Raw genomic sequence first — 15,403 nt, forward strand, 5'->3', positions numbered from 1 at the left:
GCTCGGACGCCTACCCGATGCCGTCGACGGGAGTGTTCAGCGGAACGCCAGAACCATCGCGTCGTCCGATTGCTTCTGGGAGATCGATCGGCTGACCAGCACCCGACGCTGCGCGTGCTGGTGCAGGCCCCACCCAGGTTGCCAACAGTGAGTCCTCACCCTTCAGGAAGCGGTGAGCACGCACGCCGCCCGTCGCACGTCCCTTGCCGGGGTACTCGGCGAGCGGTGTCACCTTCGCGGCACCTGGTTGGGTGCCTGGCAAGCCGTCGGATGAGCCGGAAATGGTGACGACGTGGTTGTCCTGCTGCGCGTCCACCACAAAGAACCCTGCGACGGAGGCTCCTGCACCGATTTTGATACCCGTCATTCCACCCGCTGTGCGACCTTGAGGCCGCACGGAAGAGGCAGCGAAACGCAAGAGCTGCGCGTCGGACGTCACAAAGACCAGTTCGCGATCGTCAGCTGCAGGGGCAGCGCCTACTACGGCATCACCCTCCTTGAGCGCGATGACGTCCCAGGCGTCCTTCGAGGGCGCGGGCTCGGGGGCGACGCGCTTCACCGTCCCGTCCTTCGTGCCAAGCGCGAGGGGTGTTTGGCCGTCGAGCGGCACCAACGCAATGGGCTCCTCGTCCCGGTCAAGCATGACCAACTCGCGCACGGGCGCCCCGCCTGACAGCGAGGGCGGGCCGTCGGTGGGGGGAAGGCTCGGCACCTCGAGCAGGGACAGTCTGAGGATCCGGCCACGCGAGGTGAGCACCCCCACGTCGGAGCGCACCGTGGAAGCGATCGCAGAGCGCAAGGCGTCGTGCGGAGCACGCCTGCCCTCGCGCGACACCGGGTGTTCGTCGGAAGTGCGCGCGACCAGGCCCGTTGTTGACAGCAGTGCGTGGCAAGGCGTGTCGGCGATCTCCAGGTTCGCTGGGGCCGCGTTGCGGCCGGAAGAGGGCGCGGTCGCCGAGGCAGCACCGGGCATTCCCGCGAGGGAAGCGGCGGCAGGGGCGCCAGCGTCTGCCAAGAGGATGGTCCGCCTCGGCGTCCCATACTCGGCGGCAACGGCGTCCATCTCGCGGCCAACCACGGCGCGGAGAGCACCTTCCGAGTGCAGGATGTCCTCAAGCTCGGCAATCTCTGCCATCAACTGGCTCTTTTCGTTCTCCAACTCGATCCTGGAGAACTTGGTGAGCCTTCTTAGCCGCAACTCGAGGATGTACTCAGCCTGCACTTGAGAGAGGTCGAACGCCGTCATCAGGCGATCCTTGGCCGCACCGGAGTCGTCCGACGTGCGAATGATCTGAATGACGTCGTCAATATCGAGGATCGCGACGAGCAGGCCGTCCACCAAGTGCAACCGTTCGCGTCGCGAGCTCAGCCGGTGTTCCGATCGCCTCCTGGTCACCTCGATGCGGTGATCGACCCACACCCTGAGCAGCTCCTTGAGACCAAGCGTGCGTGGCTCGCCGTCGACCAGCGCGACGTTGTTGATCGAGTAGGCCTCCTCGAGCGGCGTGTAGCGATACAACTGCTCCAGCACGGCCTCGGGGGAGAAGCCGGTGCGGATCTCGATGACGAGGCGCAAGCCGTGATGGCGGTCGGTCAGGTCAGTCACGGCTTGAATGCCCTGCAGGCGCTTCGCCGTGACCCCGTCCTTGATCTTCTCGATCACGCGCTCGGGACCCACCGTGTACGGCAACTCCGTCACGACGATTCCTTGACGCTTGGCCGTGACCTTCTCGATCCGGGCGGTCGCGCGGGTCTTGAAGGCGCCCTTGCCCGTCTCGTATGCCTGCCGGATTCCATCGAGACCGACGATCTTGCCGCCGGAGGGCAAGTCCGGACCAGGTACGAACTTCATGAGCTCGTCGAGGCTTGCCTTGGGGTTGGCGAGCAGGTGGCGCGCGGCAGAGACCACTTCGATGAGGTTGTGCGGCGCCATGTTGGTGGCCATGCCCACTGCGATGCCTGAGGCTCCATTGACGAGCAAGTTGGGAATCGCGCTCGGCAGCACGGAGGGCTGTTGAAGCTTGTTGTCGTAGTTGGGGACAAAGTCGACGACGTTCTCTCCGAGGTCGGCCGTCATGGCCATTGATGCGGGGGCTAGCCGCGCTTCGGTATAGCGGGAAGCGGCAGGGCCGTCGTCAAGCGAGCCAAAGTTTCCGTGTCCGTCGACCAGCGGCAGGCGCAGCGAGAAGGACTGCGCCATGCGTACGAGGGCGTCGTAGATCGCCTGGTCTCCGTGCGGGTGGAGCTTACCCATCACCTCGCCGACGACGCGGGAAGACTTCACGTGCGCCCTGTCTGGGCGCAATCCCATGTCGCCCATGGTGTAGACGATGCGCCTTTGAACAGGCTTCAAACCGTCCCTCGCGTCAGGCAATGCCCTGGAGTAGATCACCGAATAGGCGTACTCAAGGAACGACGCCTCCATCTCGGCGCTCACGTCAATATCGACGATCTGTGCGTCGGACTCGGGCATGCAACACTCCGTTCTGGCTTGGGGCTCACGGCATTGTCTCGCGCCCGCAGCCAAGGGGTTGGCCACGCCACGCGAGCAGGTGAGACAATGCCACACATGTCCACCTCCCTTACACAGGCCGTCGTCGGTGCTGGCTACTACCCGGCCCTGGCCAACCACGTGCTCAGGAACGCGATCGGCGACGAGGAGGTTCGCGGCCACTTTGTGCACGCGGAGACCACCTTCGACACGTCGGAAGTGCGACGGCACATGACGGTGCTCGTCGTGACAAACGCCCGACTGATTCGGGTGCACATTGACGATGGAGCGAGCCCTGAGAGCGGCGGCACGCCGGCGGCGTCTGCGACAGTGGAGAGTGCCCCACTGCGCGTGGTCACTTCTGTCGCATTGACGCACGTCGTGCTCGAACCAGAGTCCTTTCGGGAGGGAGATGTCCCGGGCGAGCTCGTGCTCGCGGTCGGATGGGGGATCCACTCACGCATCGACCTTGAGCCCGCCAATTGCGGCGACGAGTCGTGCGATGCAGACCACGGCTACACGGGGGACTTCACAGGCGACGACACCCTCGCGCGCGTGAGCGTGCTCGCAGACGGAGCAGACACCGTGCGTGCTCTCGAGGACTTCACGGCCACCCTTCAACGCCTCGCCGGCCACTGAATTGGGGGCGATCGCACGGCTCAGAGCTGCAGGGCTTGAGCTGCCCGACTACGGCGGCAGGGAGCTTGGCGCCGTCCTATCGGGGTCGCTCGCAGCGATTGGCGCTGGCCATGCGGTGGCACACCGCGACGCGGAAGCCGACCGTGAACGCCTCGGAATCCCACACTCACGCCACGTGGTCGTGGTGCTTCTCGACGGACTCGGGCACTATCAACTCGAAGCGAGAAGAGGGCATGCCCCCTTCCTGCGCAGCATCGAGTCGGGCGTCGTCACCGCAGGCTTTCCCACGACGACGGCGGCGTCGCTATCGCTTTTTGGCACCGGACTGCCAGCCGGACAAACGGGGATGTCTGGCTACACGGCACGCAACCCGCGCACCGGGCAGCTTGCCAATCTGATTTCTTGGGAGGGGGCCTACCGCGCCGAGGAATGGCAGCCGATGCCGTCGCTCCTTGCGGAGGCTGATCGAGAGGGATTCCCCGTCACGACGTTGGGCAAGCGCACCTTCGCCGGCTCCGGTCTGACCCATGCGGTACTGCGCGGCGGCCAGTTTGTGGGCGCCGAGCATCTTGCCGATCGGATCGATGTCGCGCTTGCCGTGGCGCAGAAGCCCGGAGTCTCGTATTGCTATTGGGGAGAGATCGACGCCGCGGGACATGCGAAAGGCTGGCAATCGAATCAGTGGGTCGCCGCTCTGGAGGACGCCGACAGGGAGCTAAGGCGGCTCGCTGGCAATCTGCCAGCCGATGCGGTCATGGTGGTCACGGCGGACCACGGAATGGTCGACGTGCCTGGCGCGCCCAGGTGGGACGTCGGCCAGACCGCCGCACTGGCTCAAGATGTCGAGCTTGTCGCAGGCGAGCCGCGCGCGCTGCACCTCCACGTGGACCCTTCACACGTCGCATCCGTCGCAGCTCGCTGGCAAGACGTGCTGGGCCACGATGCCGTCGTCATGACGAGGGACGAGGCAGAGACGGCGGGGCTTTTTGGTCCCATCTCGCTCGAAGTCAAAGAGCGCATCGGCGACGTGGTGGTCGCGATGGCTGGGCGAGCAACTGTGGTGGACTCGCGGGCGCAGAGCGCGCGTTCCATGGCGCTCGTGGGGATGCACGGATCGCTCACCCCCGAGGAACTGCACGTCCCTTTGCTGATGGCGCAAGGACGCTAGCAGCGGCGCTCGCTCATGGTGAGCGAAGGCTCCGGCTGTCAGTCGTTCTTGGCTCCGAAGACGATCTCGTCCCAACTGGGAACGGACGCGCGACCCTTGCGGGGGCGCTTTTCTGCAGGGGGACCCTGAGGCGCCGGTTGCTGAGGAGCAGCCGGGCTGTGAGCGCCTTGGCCAGGTGGGTCTTGGCGAGCATTTCCCGCCGGGTGGGGGATGGTGGTGGGCCGCTGCGATGCCGCTCCACGTGCGGGGCCAAAACCTTCGAAGGCCTCGTCGTCTTCGTCGTCGTCCAACTCGAGCGGCTCCCGCATGCCCCTGCGACTGGCAAGGTCCTCGAGCAACGCGTCCGTGGTGTCGGGCGGAGCCGCCTTGCCATCTGCCACCTGCTCAGCGCTCGTAATCTCCGCGGGACGGTGGGGCTGCAAGGGGATGGGGCCACTGTCGGCGCGGACCGCGCTCAAGTGGCGGCGAGGCACCGGCGCATCGAGAAGCTCGGTTTCCGTCAACCAGGAAGCCTCGTCGTCCTCCGCAGTGAGCGCCTTGGCGACGTGGTCGTAGGTCCAGAGCGCTCGCACCGACCTACCGTCGACACGGTAGTCAGCGGCGACCTTCCACGGCTCGTCGATCTCGCGCCAGGCGTCCCACACCACGGACTCGGGGTCGACGCCGCGGCCGGCGAGGCGGTCGCCAACCAGGTCTCCCAACGTCGGGGAGGTGTGATCGCGGCCGATGCGCGTCGTCTTCGCCATGTCGACGATGTAGGAACGTTCCGCGAGCACGGGAGCCTCGAACTTGGTGATGGCTTCGACGGGCTCGCCCGTCAGTTCGGCGAGCTCTGCCGCATTGAGGCCCGCTCTGATGCGCTGCTGGATCTCGCGAGGGCTCAGCCGCGTCGCGGGTGGATCGTCGTCTCGGTCGCGGCGCATGACACGTGCGTGGCGCACCAACTCACGTAACTCGTCAGTAATGGCGAGCCGATGCTCGTCGCCGTCTGTCGTGACAACGATGAGATGGGTCCCGTCCTCTGACAGTCCCTTGAGGCTCATTCCGGTCATTGCTCTACTGTGCCACGCCGGATGCCGCGAGGGGCGGCGCCGCGCCAGCGCGTCCTGTGCGAGGCTCTTGGTATGCACTCAACGCGCGAACTCATGGACCTTGCCGCGAGCCTTGCGAGCCAGGCAGGACAACTGGTGATCGAGGGTCGATCGCAAGCGGAGGTCACCCTCACCAAGAGTTCGCCCATCGACATCGTGACGCAGATGGATGTGGCGGCAGAGAAGCTCTTGCGATCGCGGCTCGCTCAGGAGCGCCCTGATGACGCGATCCTCGGCGAAGAGGGCGAGGACGTCCCCGGCAAGACGGGCGTGACCTGGGTGATCGATCCGATCGACGGGACCGTCAACTACCTGTATGGACTGCCGCATTTCGCTGTGTCTGTTGCCGCCGTCGAAGGGGGTACCGACCCTGCGTCTTGGCGCGTTCTTGCCGGCGCGGTGTATGGGGGCGGGGGAGTCGAGTGGAAGGCCGCGGCCGGGCATGGTGCGTGGCGCAACGGAAAGCAGCTGGAACGGGGCGAGGCGCCTGCACTCGCGTCGACGCTTGTGGCGACCGGCTTCAGCTACGTCGCAGAGAGACGGGTCGCTCAGGGGCGCGTTGTCGCCGAGTTGCTCGGACAGGTTCGCGACATCAGGCGGCTGGGGGCGGCAAGCCTCGACTTGTGCCTGGTGGCTGAGGGTTCGGTGGATGCGTATTACGAGCACGGACTCAAGCCTTGGGACTTCGCTGCAGGATCGCTGATCGCTCAGGAGGCCGGCGTGAGGGTCGGTGGAATCGACGGGGGAGCAGCGGACGGTGAACTCCTCATTGCCGCCGCGCCTGAGGCGTGGGACGAGTTCAGGGACGTCCTCGAGAGGGCCGGCGCGCGACTGCCGTGAGGCCGGTGGCAACCGCCAACTCGCGCAAATGCGGATTGTGGTGCAGAATGCCTGCGCTGAGTGGGAACAAAACCTCGGCCGCAAGCATTCATCACACACCTACAAGGTGAAGGAGATCCACGGATGGCGACCGACTATGACGCCCCCCGCAAGACCGACGACGAAATCGCGGCTGACTCGATCGAGGAGTTGAAGGCGCGTCGCTCGGATAAGAGCTCGGGCGTGGTCGATGAGGATGAGGCGGAAGCGGCCGATAGTTTTGAGCTTCCTGGCGCCGACCTGTCCGGCGAGGAACTGTCTGTCAGGGTTCTTCCGCCACAACAGGACGAGTTCACGTGCATGTCGTGCTTCCTTGTCCACCACCGCAGCCAACTTGCCGAGTTCAAGGGCGACCAGCCGATCTGCACTGAGTGCGCCGCGTAGCGTCGGCCGCACCCACGGTGGCAGCCCTGAAGGCCCATGACTGACGTCGAAGTTCTCATCAGCACGACGGCAGCCGATGTCCCGCTGCCCGCCTATGCCCACCCTGGTGACGCGGGAGCAGACCTCACGACCCGTGAGACGCTGGTGCTCGCTCCCGGTCAACGTGCCACGGTGCGCACAGGCGTGCGCATCGCGTTGCCTGCCGGCTATGTCGCGCTCGTGCACCCGCGTTCTGGGTTGGCGGCGCGTCACGGAGTGACGATCGTGAATGGTCCAGGCACTGTCGACGCTGGCTACAGGGGCGAGATCAGCGTCACCTTGCTCAACACGGACCTCCACTCGTCAGTGGAGTTCGCGGTAGGGGACAGAATTGCTCAACTGGTGATCCAGAAGGTCGAACAGGCGGTCTTTGTCCCCGTCGCGACTCTGCCTGGTTCTCATCGCGGCGAGGGGGGCTTCGGCTCCACGGGAACCGCGAGCCCATGAGCGTGGCAGGCAAAGTGCCAGTGCACAGCGACTGGACGCCGCTCGGGGAGGTGACCGCCCGCTCGCTCGAACGCACCGGTGGGCGGATTTCCTACGTCGAGGTCAGTCCGCGTGACGCGCCGGCTCGACTCACTGTGCGACTCGTCGATTCGACCGGCGCGCTCGATCTGGTGTTTCTAGGCCGACGAGTGGTCGCCGGGCTCGAGCCGGGCGCAATCGTCAGCGTCGAGGGCCGAGTCGCGGCCAACGAGGACGTGCCGCGAATCTTCAACCCGCGATATGAACTGTGTCTGACGTGACGCCCTCACAGCCAGCGGGCGGCGCGAGTTCGCTCCTGGGCGATGACTTCGACTGGTCGGAGGCCATCGGCGGCTGGCGCGGCCTTGTCGAGTCGGTCGCCCCCGGCGGCGTCTTCGTGACCGCCTACCTCATCTGGGGAGGCTTCCGCGTGCCCGTGATCGCCGCCATTGCGACGGTCGTGGCGATGGTCGCGGTGCGGCTCATCCAGAGAACTCCAGTGACGCAAGCGCTCGGCGGGCTTCTAGGCGTCGCCATCGGCGCCATCTGGGCTTGGCGTGCAGGGGACGCCACCGAGTTCTTCGTCCCCAGCTTCTTCTACACCGGCGGATATGCGGTCGCCCTGCTCGCATCGATGCTGCTGCGCTGGCCGGCGGTGGGAATTGTGGTGGGCCTGCTCAAGGGCTGGGGAGGTCGTTGGCGGCTCTACCCGCGTGTGGCGCGCCGCTTCCAAGCAGCCACCGCGTTCTACTTGGGCACGCAGCTGGTCAAACTCGCTGTGCAGCTCCCGTTGTACTTCGCGGGCGCAACGGCGGCGCTCGGAGTGGCGAAGCTGGCTCTCGGCTTGCCATGGTTTGCCGTCGCCCTGTTCGTTATGTGGCGGATGGTGCGGAACGTAGAACTTCCTGAAGAGCCTGAGGATCAGCTTCAGCAGAGAGAATGAACAACAGCTCGTCACGTGCCTCGACGGTGTCTTCCGGGGTGGGAGCGATCGTCCTATCGCCTCGCACGATGCACGACAAGACCGTGTCAGCGGGCAGCGTGATGTCCCGCAATGCGACGCCAACGAGCGGAGAGTCGGACGGCAGCGTGACCTCGATGATGGACGCGCCAGACTGGTGGAAGGTGAAGACCTTGACTAGATCGCCGACGGCGACGGCCTCTTCGACCATGGCCGTCATGATGCGCGGCGTAGACACGGCGACGTCGACTCCCCATTGAGCGTCGTACATCCATTCGTTGCGCGGATTGTTCACGCGGGCCACCGTGCGAGGTACCCCAAACTCGGTCTTGGCGAGGAATGAGATCACCAGATTGGCTTTGTCGTCTCCTGTCGCGGCGACCACCACGTCCATGGACTCGACGCCTGCCTCGCGCAAAGCCATGAGCTCGCAAGCGTCGGCAAGCATCCACTCAGCCTCCGCGACTTGCGACACGCGCATCGCGGCAGGGTTCTGGTCGATGAGCAGAACCTCGTGAGAGTGCTCGATGAGGTCTCTGGCGATGGAACGGCCAACGGAGCCAGCGCCGGCAATCAGGACCTTCATGACGCCGCCTTCGGCGGGTGAGCAAAGGCCTTGGCGACGGCGCGCTCGGTGGCGGTCATCACGAGCGCGTAAACATCGTCCCCGTCTTGAAGGACGGTGGCGTCGCTGGGCAATACCGCGTCACCAAAACGGGTGAGGTACGCGATGCGCGCGCCGGATGCCCGCTCCAACTCTTCGCATGTATGACCAACCCAGCCGTCGTTGAAGGGAAGCCTGCGCATGGCCAAGCCAGCGTCGGCGTCTTCATAGAGCTCTTCCGAACCGCCTGGTAGCAGCCGGGTGACGATCTGGGCTGCCGTCCACGGCACCGGCGCGACCGTAGGGATACCGAGTCGGCGGTACACCTCAGCGCGTCCAGAGTCGGCGATGCGCGCGACGACGTTTTGCACGCCGTAGGTTTCGCGGACGACGCGAGCAGCGAGGATGTTCGAGTTGTCGCCGTCAGAAACGGCGGCGAAGGCGTAGGCCTCTTCGACCCCTGCGGTGGTCAGCGTGTCCCTGTCGAAGCCGAGTCCCGTGATCTTCTGACCCTTGAAGTCGGAAGGAAGCCTGCGGAAGGCATCGGCGCGTACGTCAATGACAGCCACCGTGTGGCCGCGCGACTCGAATTCGCTCGCCAACGTGGCACCTGTTCGGCCACAACCCATGATCACCACGTGCACGCCACCACGCTATACCGCCCGGAGCCTAGGATGGTGCGACGTGCGACGGTTTCTTGAACGAGTGAAGCGACTTGTGTTCGGCGCGCCCGTTGCGACCGACCTGTCGAAGCCCCAGGCGCTGCGCAGCAGACTCGCGCTTCCAGTGTTTGGCGCTGGCGTGGTCTCGGCCGTCGCTTACGGTCCCGACGCCGTGGTGGCCGCGTTGCGGTCAGGCTCGCAACAGTCGGCGATTCCCTTCATGGCCGGTGGCGTCGTCGTCATCTTGCTACTCATTGGCTTTGCGTACGCGTCGCAAGTGCGCGCCTTCCCCCATGAACGCGGCGACTACGGGGTGGTGAGAGACCGGCTCGGCCAGAGGTTCGGCATGATCACCGGGGCGTCTTTGCTCATCGATTACCTCTTCACTGTGTCGATCGCCGTCTCGGCCATTGCCGAGATTGTCGTGTTCTTGATCCCCGAATGGTTTGGATCCGAGGCCACGATCGCGGTCGCTGCCCTCGCCTTCATGACGCTTGCGAACCTGCGCGGCGTCCGTGACAGACGGCGCGTGCTGTTGGCGGTCTGGCATGGCTTCTTGGTGGTGCTCGCTGTGCTCGCGGTGGTCGGCATCGTGCGCCAAAGCGGAACCACGGCCGCGCCTGTGATGGCGGATTCGACCAACACGTGGTCGGTATTGGTCGCCTATGCGGGTGCGGTGGCGTCGGGCGCGGTGATGGCGACAGGCCTTGAGCACCTCGCCTCATCGGGCCCTTATCACGCGGAACCCCGTGGTAAGCGGGCCTCGCGCACTCTGCTGACAGCGGTCGTGGCGGCCGCGATCGCGTTCTTTGTGATCAGTTGGCTCGCGTGGACGTACCGACTCACGGGTTGGGCCAATGGCTCGATCATGATGCAAGTCTCGGAGCGGGTGTTCGGCAACTCGATCGGCGTATGGGCCGTCGGCATCTCAGCCGTTGCGATCCTGTACGCGGCCGCGACGTCGGTGTTCAGGCGCTTCGCACGACTGACGGGCCTCCTCGCCTCCGACGGCGTGTTGCCGCGACAAATGGCAATGCGCAACGACCGACTCGTTCTTCGTGGTGCCATCCTGCTCGTCGCCGCTCTGTCGGCAACCATCGTGATCTCCCAGCATGCGAGCGTCGACCGCCTCGTCCACATGTTCATCGTGGGCGTCTTCACCGCGATCGTCCTCAGCCAGCGGGCGATGATCGAGTGGACCACCGCCAAGCTGAAGTTGGTGACGGAGCCACATGAGCGTTGGATGCTGCAGGCCCGCCGCGTCCTTCACATGGTGGCGTCAGTGGTCGCGGTCGGTGTGCTCGTCGTGACGGCGGTCTTCAACTTCGCCAACGGCGCATGGATAGCCATCGTGCTCATCGTGGTGGTGGTCGTGATGATGCACTCCATCAAACGCCACTACGCCGCGGTGAAGGCGGACATCTCTCTTGACAAGGCCGCGAGGTCCCCAAGCCTGCCTTCCGCCACCCACGGGATTGTTCTCGTTGCCCAGATGCACCGGCCGGCCCTGCACGCCCTGGCCTACGCGAAGGCCGCGCGTCACAGCACGCTCAAGGCCGTCACGGTGCAAATCGACAGGGGCGCAGCGGTGGCGCTGCAGCGCCGCTGGTCGACCATGGACCTCGGCGTGCCGCTCGTCGTGCTTGACTCGCCATACCGCGACCTGGTTGGCCCCATGCTTGAGTACGTCAAGAACATGCACAGGGCGTCGCCGCGAGAGGCAGTGTTCGTCTATGTGCCCGAATACATCGTCGGGCGATGGTGGGAGCAACTGCTCCACAACCGTGCGACCGCTCGGCTACGGGCTCAACTTCTGAACGTGCCAAACGTAGTCGTGAGCGCCGTGCCGTGGATGCTCGAATCTGCGCGCCGCGAGGGGCCAGTCGACGATCTCATCAACAAAGGACCGGAGCCTCAGTGACCCACACGATTCGCCTGACCATTGGTGCCCCAGCCCACGGCGGTCACTGCATCGCTCGGCACGAGGGCCGCGCCGTCTTTGTCAGAGGAGCGTTGCCAGGCGAAGTCGTCGACGCTCGTATCGACGATGCGGCCGCGGATGCCCGATTCTGGAACGCCGAAGTCACGGCCGTCCTGGAGGCCTCGCCGGACAGAGTCGAACACCCGTGGCCCGAGGCAGGGGTTGGTGGCGTCGGCGGTGCGGAGCTCGGCCACGTCGCGCTTCCCGCCCAACGGGAGTGGAAGCTCGCGGTCGTGTGCGAGTCCCTGTCCCGCTTCGCCGGTATCGAGTACCAGGGCGACGTCAAGGGGGCTCCTGGAGACGACGAGCGGGCGGGCTTGCGCTATCGGACCAGGGTGGCCGCGACGGCGGGTGAGGACGGGCGCGCGACGATGGCCATCCCCGGTAGCGGCGTGAGGCACGCTCTGAGCGCCATGCCGCTAGCCGTTGAGGAGGCCGAGGCGGCGTTGCTGTCAGCCAAGGCCGAACCAGGTCAGTTGATCGAGGTGGCGAGGACGTCGCTGGGGGAGACCTACGTCTCCCGCGGCAAGGGCGACCACAAGATTCTCACCGAAACGGTGAGCGTCGGGGGGCGTAGCTTTGCATACGCCTTGCGAGCGGGCGAGTTCTGGCAGGTCCACCGCGAGGCCCCTGGTGTCCTGCTTGCCGAGGTGCTCCGTCTGGTGGGCGACGCGCCGCGGGTTCTCGACCTGTATTCAGGCGCGGGACTCTTCGCCGTCCCCTTCGCGGCCGAGGGCAGGGACGTCACCGCCGTGGAACTGGCAGGAGCGAACTCGAAAGGAAAGTCGAGCCTGCAGCAGAACCTGCGTGGCTACGCGAGCGCGACTGCAGTGGCAGGGGACACGCGCAAGACGGTCACGGCCATGGTCGCGGCCGATCAAGACTGGTCGCGCGGCGCGGTAGTGCTCGACCCTCCTCGTTCGGGAGCGAAGTCAGCGACCGTGCAAGCGATCGCTGCGCTTGAGCCACAACGCATCGTCTACGTCGCTTGCGACCCCGTCGCTCTGGCACGCGACGCGAAGACCCTCTCCGAGCGCGGATACCGCGCCGCGGAGATTCAAGCATTCGACCTGTTCCCCATGACCCATCACATCGAGACGGTGGCACTCTTCGAACGCACACCTTGAGCGTGCGCTCGCCTCGGTAGGATGGAATCTCACGAGTCAAGGAGCGCAATGAGCATCAACAGCCTGGGATCAAAGTCCACCCTCACCGTGGGCCCAACGTCGTACGAGATCTACCGCCTGGATGCAGTGCCAGGGCTGGAGAAGCTTCCGTACTCGCTGAAGATCCTGGCAGAGGCGCTCTTACGGACAGAGGACGGTGCCAACATCACCGCCGATCACGTGAAGGCGCTCGCTGGGTGGAATCCTGCGGCCGAACCCGACACGGAGATTCAGTTCACCCCGGCCCGTGTGGTCATGCAGGACTTCACCGGCGTCCCTTGCGTCGTCGACCTCGCCACCATGCGAGAAGCAGTGGTCGAACTCGGCGGGGACCCTGCGGTCATTAACCCGCTCGCCCCTGCAGAGATGGTCATCGACCACTCGGTCGTCATCGACATCTTTGGCCGCGGGGATGCTTTGCAACGCAACACCGACCTCGAGTATGAGCGCAACCGCGAGCGCTACCAATTCTTGCGCTGGGGCCAGACGGCCTTCGACAACTTCAAGGTGGTGCCGCCAGGCACAGGAATCGTCCACCAAGTCAATCTTGAGTACCTCGCCCGTGGTGTCATGACGAAGGACGCAGACGGGGTCACGCAGGCGTACCCAGACTCGTGCGTCGGTACTGACTCTCACACCACGATGATCAACGGCCTGGGAGTACTCGGCTGGGGCGTCGGCGGCATCGAAGCGGAGGCGGCGATGCTCGGCCAACCGGTGTCCATGCTCATCCCCAAGGTGGTCGGCTTCAAGCTTTCCGGCCAGATCCCTGCGGGAGCGACGGCGACGGACGTGGTGTTGACCATCACCGAGATGCTGCGCAAGCACGGGGTTGTGGGCAAGTTCGTGGAGTTCTACGGAGAAGGTGTGGGCGCAGTGCCGCTCGCGAATCGCGCCACCATCGGCAATATGAGCCCCGAGTTCGGCTCGACTGCCGCGATCTTCCCGATCGACGACGTCACGATCGAGTACTTGCGCATGACGGGTCGCCAGCCCGAGCAAGTGGCACTCGTCGAGGCGTACTGCAAGGAGCAGGGGCTGTGGCATGACCCGAGCGCGGCCGACTACGTGGAGCCGGTGTTCTCGGAGTACCTTGAACTGGATTTGAGCACTGTGGTGCCCTCGATTGCAGGGCCAAAGCGTCCCCAAGACCGCATCGCTCTCACCGACGCGAAGACGGGTTTTGCGGGCGTCATCGGGGACTACGCCCGCCACGAGGAGCAGGTCACCAAGGGACTCGACGAGTCAGTAGAAGAGACCTTCCCCGCTTCGGATCCCATTGCCGCCGAGTCGCACGCTGGCGACGCGCCGCAGCCGCGCGCCGTCGCGAGTGAGGCGGGAAACCGCCCCCAGAAGGTGGTCCCGTTGACTCTGGCCGATGGCACGGCGACCGACCTCGACCATGGTCGCGTGGTCATCGCTTCGATCACCTCGTGCACGAACACCTCGAACCCCTCGGTCATGCTCGCGGCTGCTCTGCTCGCTCGCAATGCCAATCAGAAGGGTTTGAGGTCCAAGCCTTGGGTCAAGACGTCGATGGCTCCCGGCTCTCAGGTGGTGACGGACTACTACGAGAAGGCCGGACTGTGGCCAGACCTCGAGGCACTCGGCTTCCACCTGGTGGGCTACGGCTGCACCACGTGCATCGGCAACTCTGGGCCGCTACCCGCCGAGGTGTCGGAGGCCGTGAACGAGCACGACCTTGCCGTCGTCTCTGTGCTGTCAGGAAACCGCAACTTTGAGGGACGCATCAATCCAGACGTCAAGATGAACTACTTGGCGTCACCTCCGCTCGTCATTGCCTACGCCCTCGCTGGCACGATGGACTTTGACTTCGAGTCGGAGCCGCTCGGTGTCGACCACGACGGCAAAGACGTCTACCTCAAGGACATCTGGCCGTCACCAGCTGAGGTGGAGTCTGTGGTCGGCTCCTCGATCACCGAGTCGATGTTCGCGACCAACTACGCGGACGTCTTTGCCGGAGATGAGCGGTGGCGCGGCTTGCCCACGCCTGCAGGCAAGACCTTCGAATGGGATGCGGACTCGACGTATGTGCGCAAGCCCCCGTATTTCGAGGGAATGGCCGCCAGCCCAGAGCCGGTCAAGGATATCGCTGGCGCGCGCGTCCTGGCGCTGCTTGGCGACTCGGTGACCACGGATCACATTTCTCCCGCTGGCTCGATCAAGGCGGACAGCCCGGCGGGCGTGTACTTGGCCGAGCACGGGATCGACCGCAAGGACTTCAACAGCTACGGCTCACGGCGCGGTAACCACGAGATCATGATCAGGGGCACCTTCGCCAACATTAGGCTCAGAAACCTCCTGCTTGACGGCGTGGAGGGCGGCTTCACGTTCAACTTCCTGAGTGACGCCCAGGACACCATTTACGATGCCGCACAGGCCTACGCCGAGGCAGGCGTCCCGCTCGTCGTGCTAGCCGGCAAGGAGTATGGCACGGGCTCCAGCCGCGACTGGGCGGCAAAGGGCACCAGCCTGCTGGGCGTCCGCGCCGTAGTCGCCGAAAGCTTCGAGCGCATTCACCGCTCGAACCTCATCGGGATGGGCGTGCTGCCGCTGCAGTTCCCTGAAGGGAAGTCGGCGGGAGACCTTGGTCTCGACGGCACGGAGACGTTCAGCATCGAGGGCATCGCGGCCTTCAGCGAGGGCGATCACCCCAGGTCGCTCACCGTGGTGGCGGAGAAGGCCGACGGGTCGGCCGTCAGTTTCGATGCCCGCGTACGGATCGACACGCCAGGAGAGGCCGACTACTTCCGGCACGGTGGCATCCTGCAGTACGTGTTGCGTTCGCTCGTCGCTTGACGGCCAACGCGCGGAAGCGAACCTCGCTCCCGTTCGTTGGAGGACTTACAGTG

Annotated in this window: 14 protein-coding genes; 10 read left to right on the forward strand and 4 right to left on the reverse strand. The window is 65.3% G+C overall.

Annotation, left to right across the window (positions count from 1 at the left end; translation table 11 throughout):
* Positions 1-10: 10 nt before the first annotated feature.
* On the reverse strand, positions 11-2,473 hold the full coding sequence (locus LGT36_RS04395) for a DNA topoisomerase (ATP-hydrolyzing) subunit A (RefSeq protein WP_226096585.1): 2,463 nt from the start codon (positions 2,471-2,473) through the stop codon (positions 11-13).
* A gap of 96 nt (positions 2,474-2,569) precedes the next feature.
* Between LGT36_RS04395 and LGT36_RS04400 the strand changes: the two genes are divergently transcribed.
* On the forward strand, positions 2,570-3,130 hold the full coding sequence (locus tag LGT36_RS04400; RefSeq protein WP_370634347.1) for a DUF5998 family protein: 561 nt from the start codon (positions 2,570-2,572) through the stop codon (positions 3,128-3,130).
* Positions 3,081-4,298 carry an alkaline phosphatase family protein gene (locus LGT36_RS04405; RefSeq protein WP_226096587.1) on the forward strand — a complete coding sequence of 406 codons (1,218 nt, stop codon included), beginning with the start codon at positions 3,081-3,083 and terminating at the stop codon, positions 4,296-4,298. Before LGT36_RS04400 ends, LGT36_RS04405 begins: the two co-directional genes overlap by 50 nt.
* Before the next feature lie 38 nt (positions 4,299-4,336).
* Here the strand turns inward: LGT36_RS04405 and sepH are convergent, their stop codons facing one another.
* Complete coding sequence (sepH, locus tag LGT36_RS04410; protein ID WP_226264699.1) at positions 4,337-5,350, reverse strand: septation protein SepH; 1,014 nt, start codon at positions 5,348-5,350, stop codon at positions 4,337-4,339.
* Between the two features lie 72 nt (positions 5,351-5,422).
* On the opposite strand from sepH, the gene LGT36_RS04415 reads away from it, so the two are divergent.
* The 5 genes from LGT36_RS04415 (at position 5,423) to LGT36_RS04435 (ending at position 8,099) form a co-directional block, all read left to right on the forward strand.
* Positions 5,423-6,229, forward strand: coding sequence for an inositol monophosphatase family protein (locus tag LGT36_RS04415; protein WP_226097015.1), 807 nt, complete (start codon positions 5,423-5,425; stop codon positions 6,227-6,229).
* A gap of 123 nt (positions 6,230-6,352) precedes the next feature.
* Entirely contained in the window at positions 6,353-6,652 is a 300-nt protein-coding gene (locus LGT36_RS04420) for a DUF4193 domain-containing protein (protein WP_226097016.1), read from the forward strand.
* A 36-nt stretch (positions 6,653-6,688) separates the two neighbouring features.
* Entirely contained in the window at positions 6,689-7,138 is a 450-nt protein-coding gene (dut, locus tag LGT36_RS04425) for a dUTP diphosphatase (protein ID WP_226097017.1), read from the forward strand.
* Positions 7,135-7,437, forward strand: coding sequence for an OB-fold nucleic acid binding domain-containing protein (locus LGT36_RS04430; protein WP_226097018.1), 303 nt, complete (start codon positions 7,135-7,137; stop codon positions 7,435-7,437). Before dut ends, LGT36_RS04430 begins: the two co-directional genes overlap by 4 nt.
* Positions 7,434-8,099, forward strand: coding sequence for a DUF3159 domain-containing protein (locus LGT36_RS04435; RefSeq protein WP_226097019.1), 666 nt, complete (start codon positions 7,434-7,436; stop codon positions 8,097-8,099). Before LGT36_RS04430 ends, LGT36_RS04435 begins: the two co-directional genes overlap by 4 nt.
* Here the strand turns inward: LGT36_RS04435 and LGT36_RS04440 are convergent.
* Positions 8,029-8,703 carry a TrkA family potassium uptake protein gene (locus LGT36_RS04440; protein WP_226097020.1) on the reverse strand — a complete coding sequence of 225 codons (675 nt, stop codon included), beginning with the start codon at positions 8,701-8,703 and terminating at the stop codon, positions 8,029-8,031. The two genes, LGT36_RS04435 and LGT36_RS04440, sit on opposite strands and share 71 nt — an antisense overlap.
* Positions 8,700-9,365 carry a TrkA family potassium uptake protein gene (locus tag LGT36_RS04445; protein WP_226097021.1) on the reverse strand — a complete coding sequence of 222 codons (666 nt, stop codon included), beginning with the start codon at positions 9,363-9,365 and terminating at the stop codon, positions 8,700-8,702. Before LGT36_RS04445 ends, LGT36_RS04440 begins: the two co-directional genes overlap by 4 nt.
* 40 nt (positions 9,366-9,405) lie before the next feature.
* Between LGT36_RS04445 and LGT36_RS04450 the strand changes: the two genes are divergently transcribed.
* From LGT36_RS04450 to LGT36_RS04460, 3 genes are read left to right on the forward strand one after another with little or no spacing between them, the layout of a single operon-like run.
* Positions 9,406-11,304: an APC family permease gene (locus LGT36_RS04450; protein WP_226097022.1), complete on the forward strand. Its 1,899-nt coding sequence runs from the start codon at positions 9,406-9,408 to the stop codon at positions 11,302-11,304.
* On the forward strand, positions 11,301-12,491 hold the full coding sequence (locus LGT36_RS04455) for a class I SAM-dependent RNA methyltransferase (protein WP_226097023.1): 1,191 nt from the start codon (positions 11,301-11,303) through the stop codon (positions 12,489-12,491). The genes LGT36_RS04450 and LGT36_RS04455 overlap by 4 nt, the downstream gene beginning before the upstream one ends.
* A gap of 48 nt (positions 12,492-12,539) precedes the next feature.
* On the forward strand, positions 12,540-15,350 hold the full coding sequence (locus LGT36_RS04460) for an aconitate hydratase (RefSeq protein WP_226097024.1): 2,811 nt from the start codon (positions 12,540-12,542) through the stop codon (positions 15,348-15,350).
* Positions 15,351-15,403 lie beyond the last annotated feature (53 nt).

The sequence above is a fragment of the Demequina sp. TMPB413 genome (genome assembly GCF_020447105.2).
Classification (GTDB): domain Bacteria; phylum Actinomycetota; class Actinomycetes; order Actinomycetales; family Demequinaceae; genus Demequina.

Coding starts and splice junctions, on each gene's coding strand:
- LGT36_RS04395 (WP_226096585.1), bottom strand. CDS start 2,473: ATGCCCGAGTCCGACGCACAGATCGTCGATATTGACGTGAGCGCCGAG.
- LGT36_RS04400 (WP_370634347.1), top strand. CDS start 2,570: ATGTCCACCTCCCTTACACAGGCCGTCGTCGGTGCTGGCTACTACCCG.
- sepH (WP_226264699.1), bottom strand. CDS start 5,350: ATGACCGGAATGAGCCTCAAGGGACTGTCAGAGGACGGGACCCATCTC.
- LGT36_RS04415 (WP_226097015.1), top strand. CDS start 5,423: ATGCACTCAACGCGCGAACTCATGGACCTTGCCGCGAGCCTTGCGAGC.
- LGT36_RS04420 (WP_226097016.1), top strand. CDS start 6,353: ATGGCGACCGACTATGACGCCCCCCGCAAGACCGACGACGAAATCGCG.
- dut (WP_226097017.1), top strand. CDS start 6,689: ATGACTGACGTCGAAGTTCTCATCAGCACGACGGCAGCCGATGTCCCG.
- LGT36_RS04430 (WP_226097018.1), top strand. CDS start 7,135: ATGAGCGTGGCAGGCAAAGTGCCAGTGCACAGCGACTGGACGCCGCTC.
- LGT36_RS04440 (WP_226097020.1), bottom strand. CDS start 8,703: ATGAAGGTCCTGATTGCCGGCGCTGGCTCCGTTGGCCGTTCCATCGCC.
- LGT36_RS04460 (WP_226097024.1), top strand. CDS start 12,540: ATGAGCATCAACAGCCTGGGATCAAAGTCCACCCTCACCGTGGGCCCA.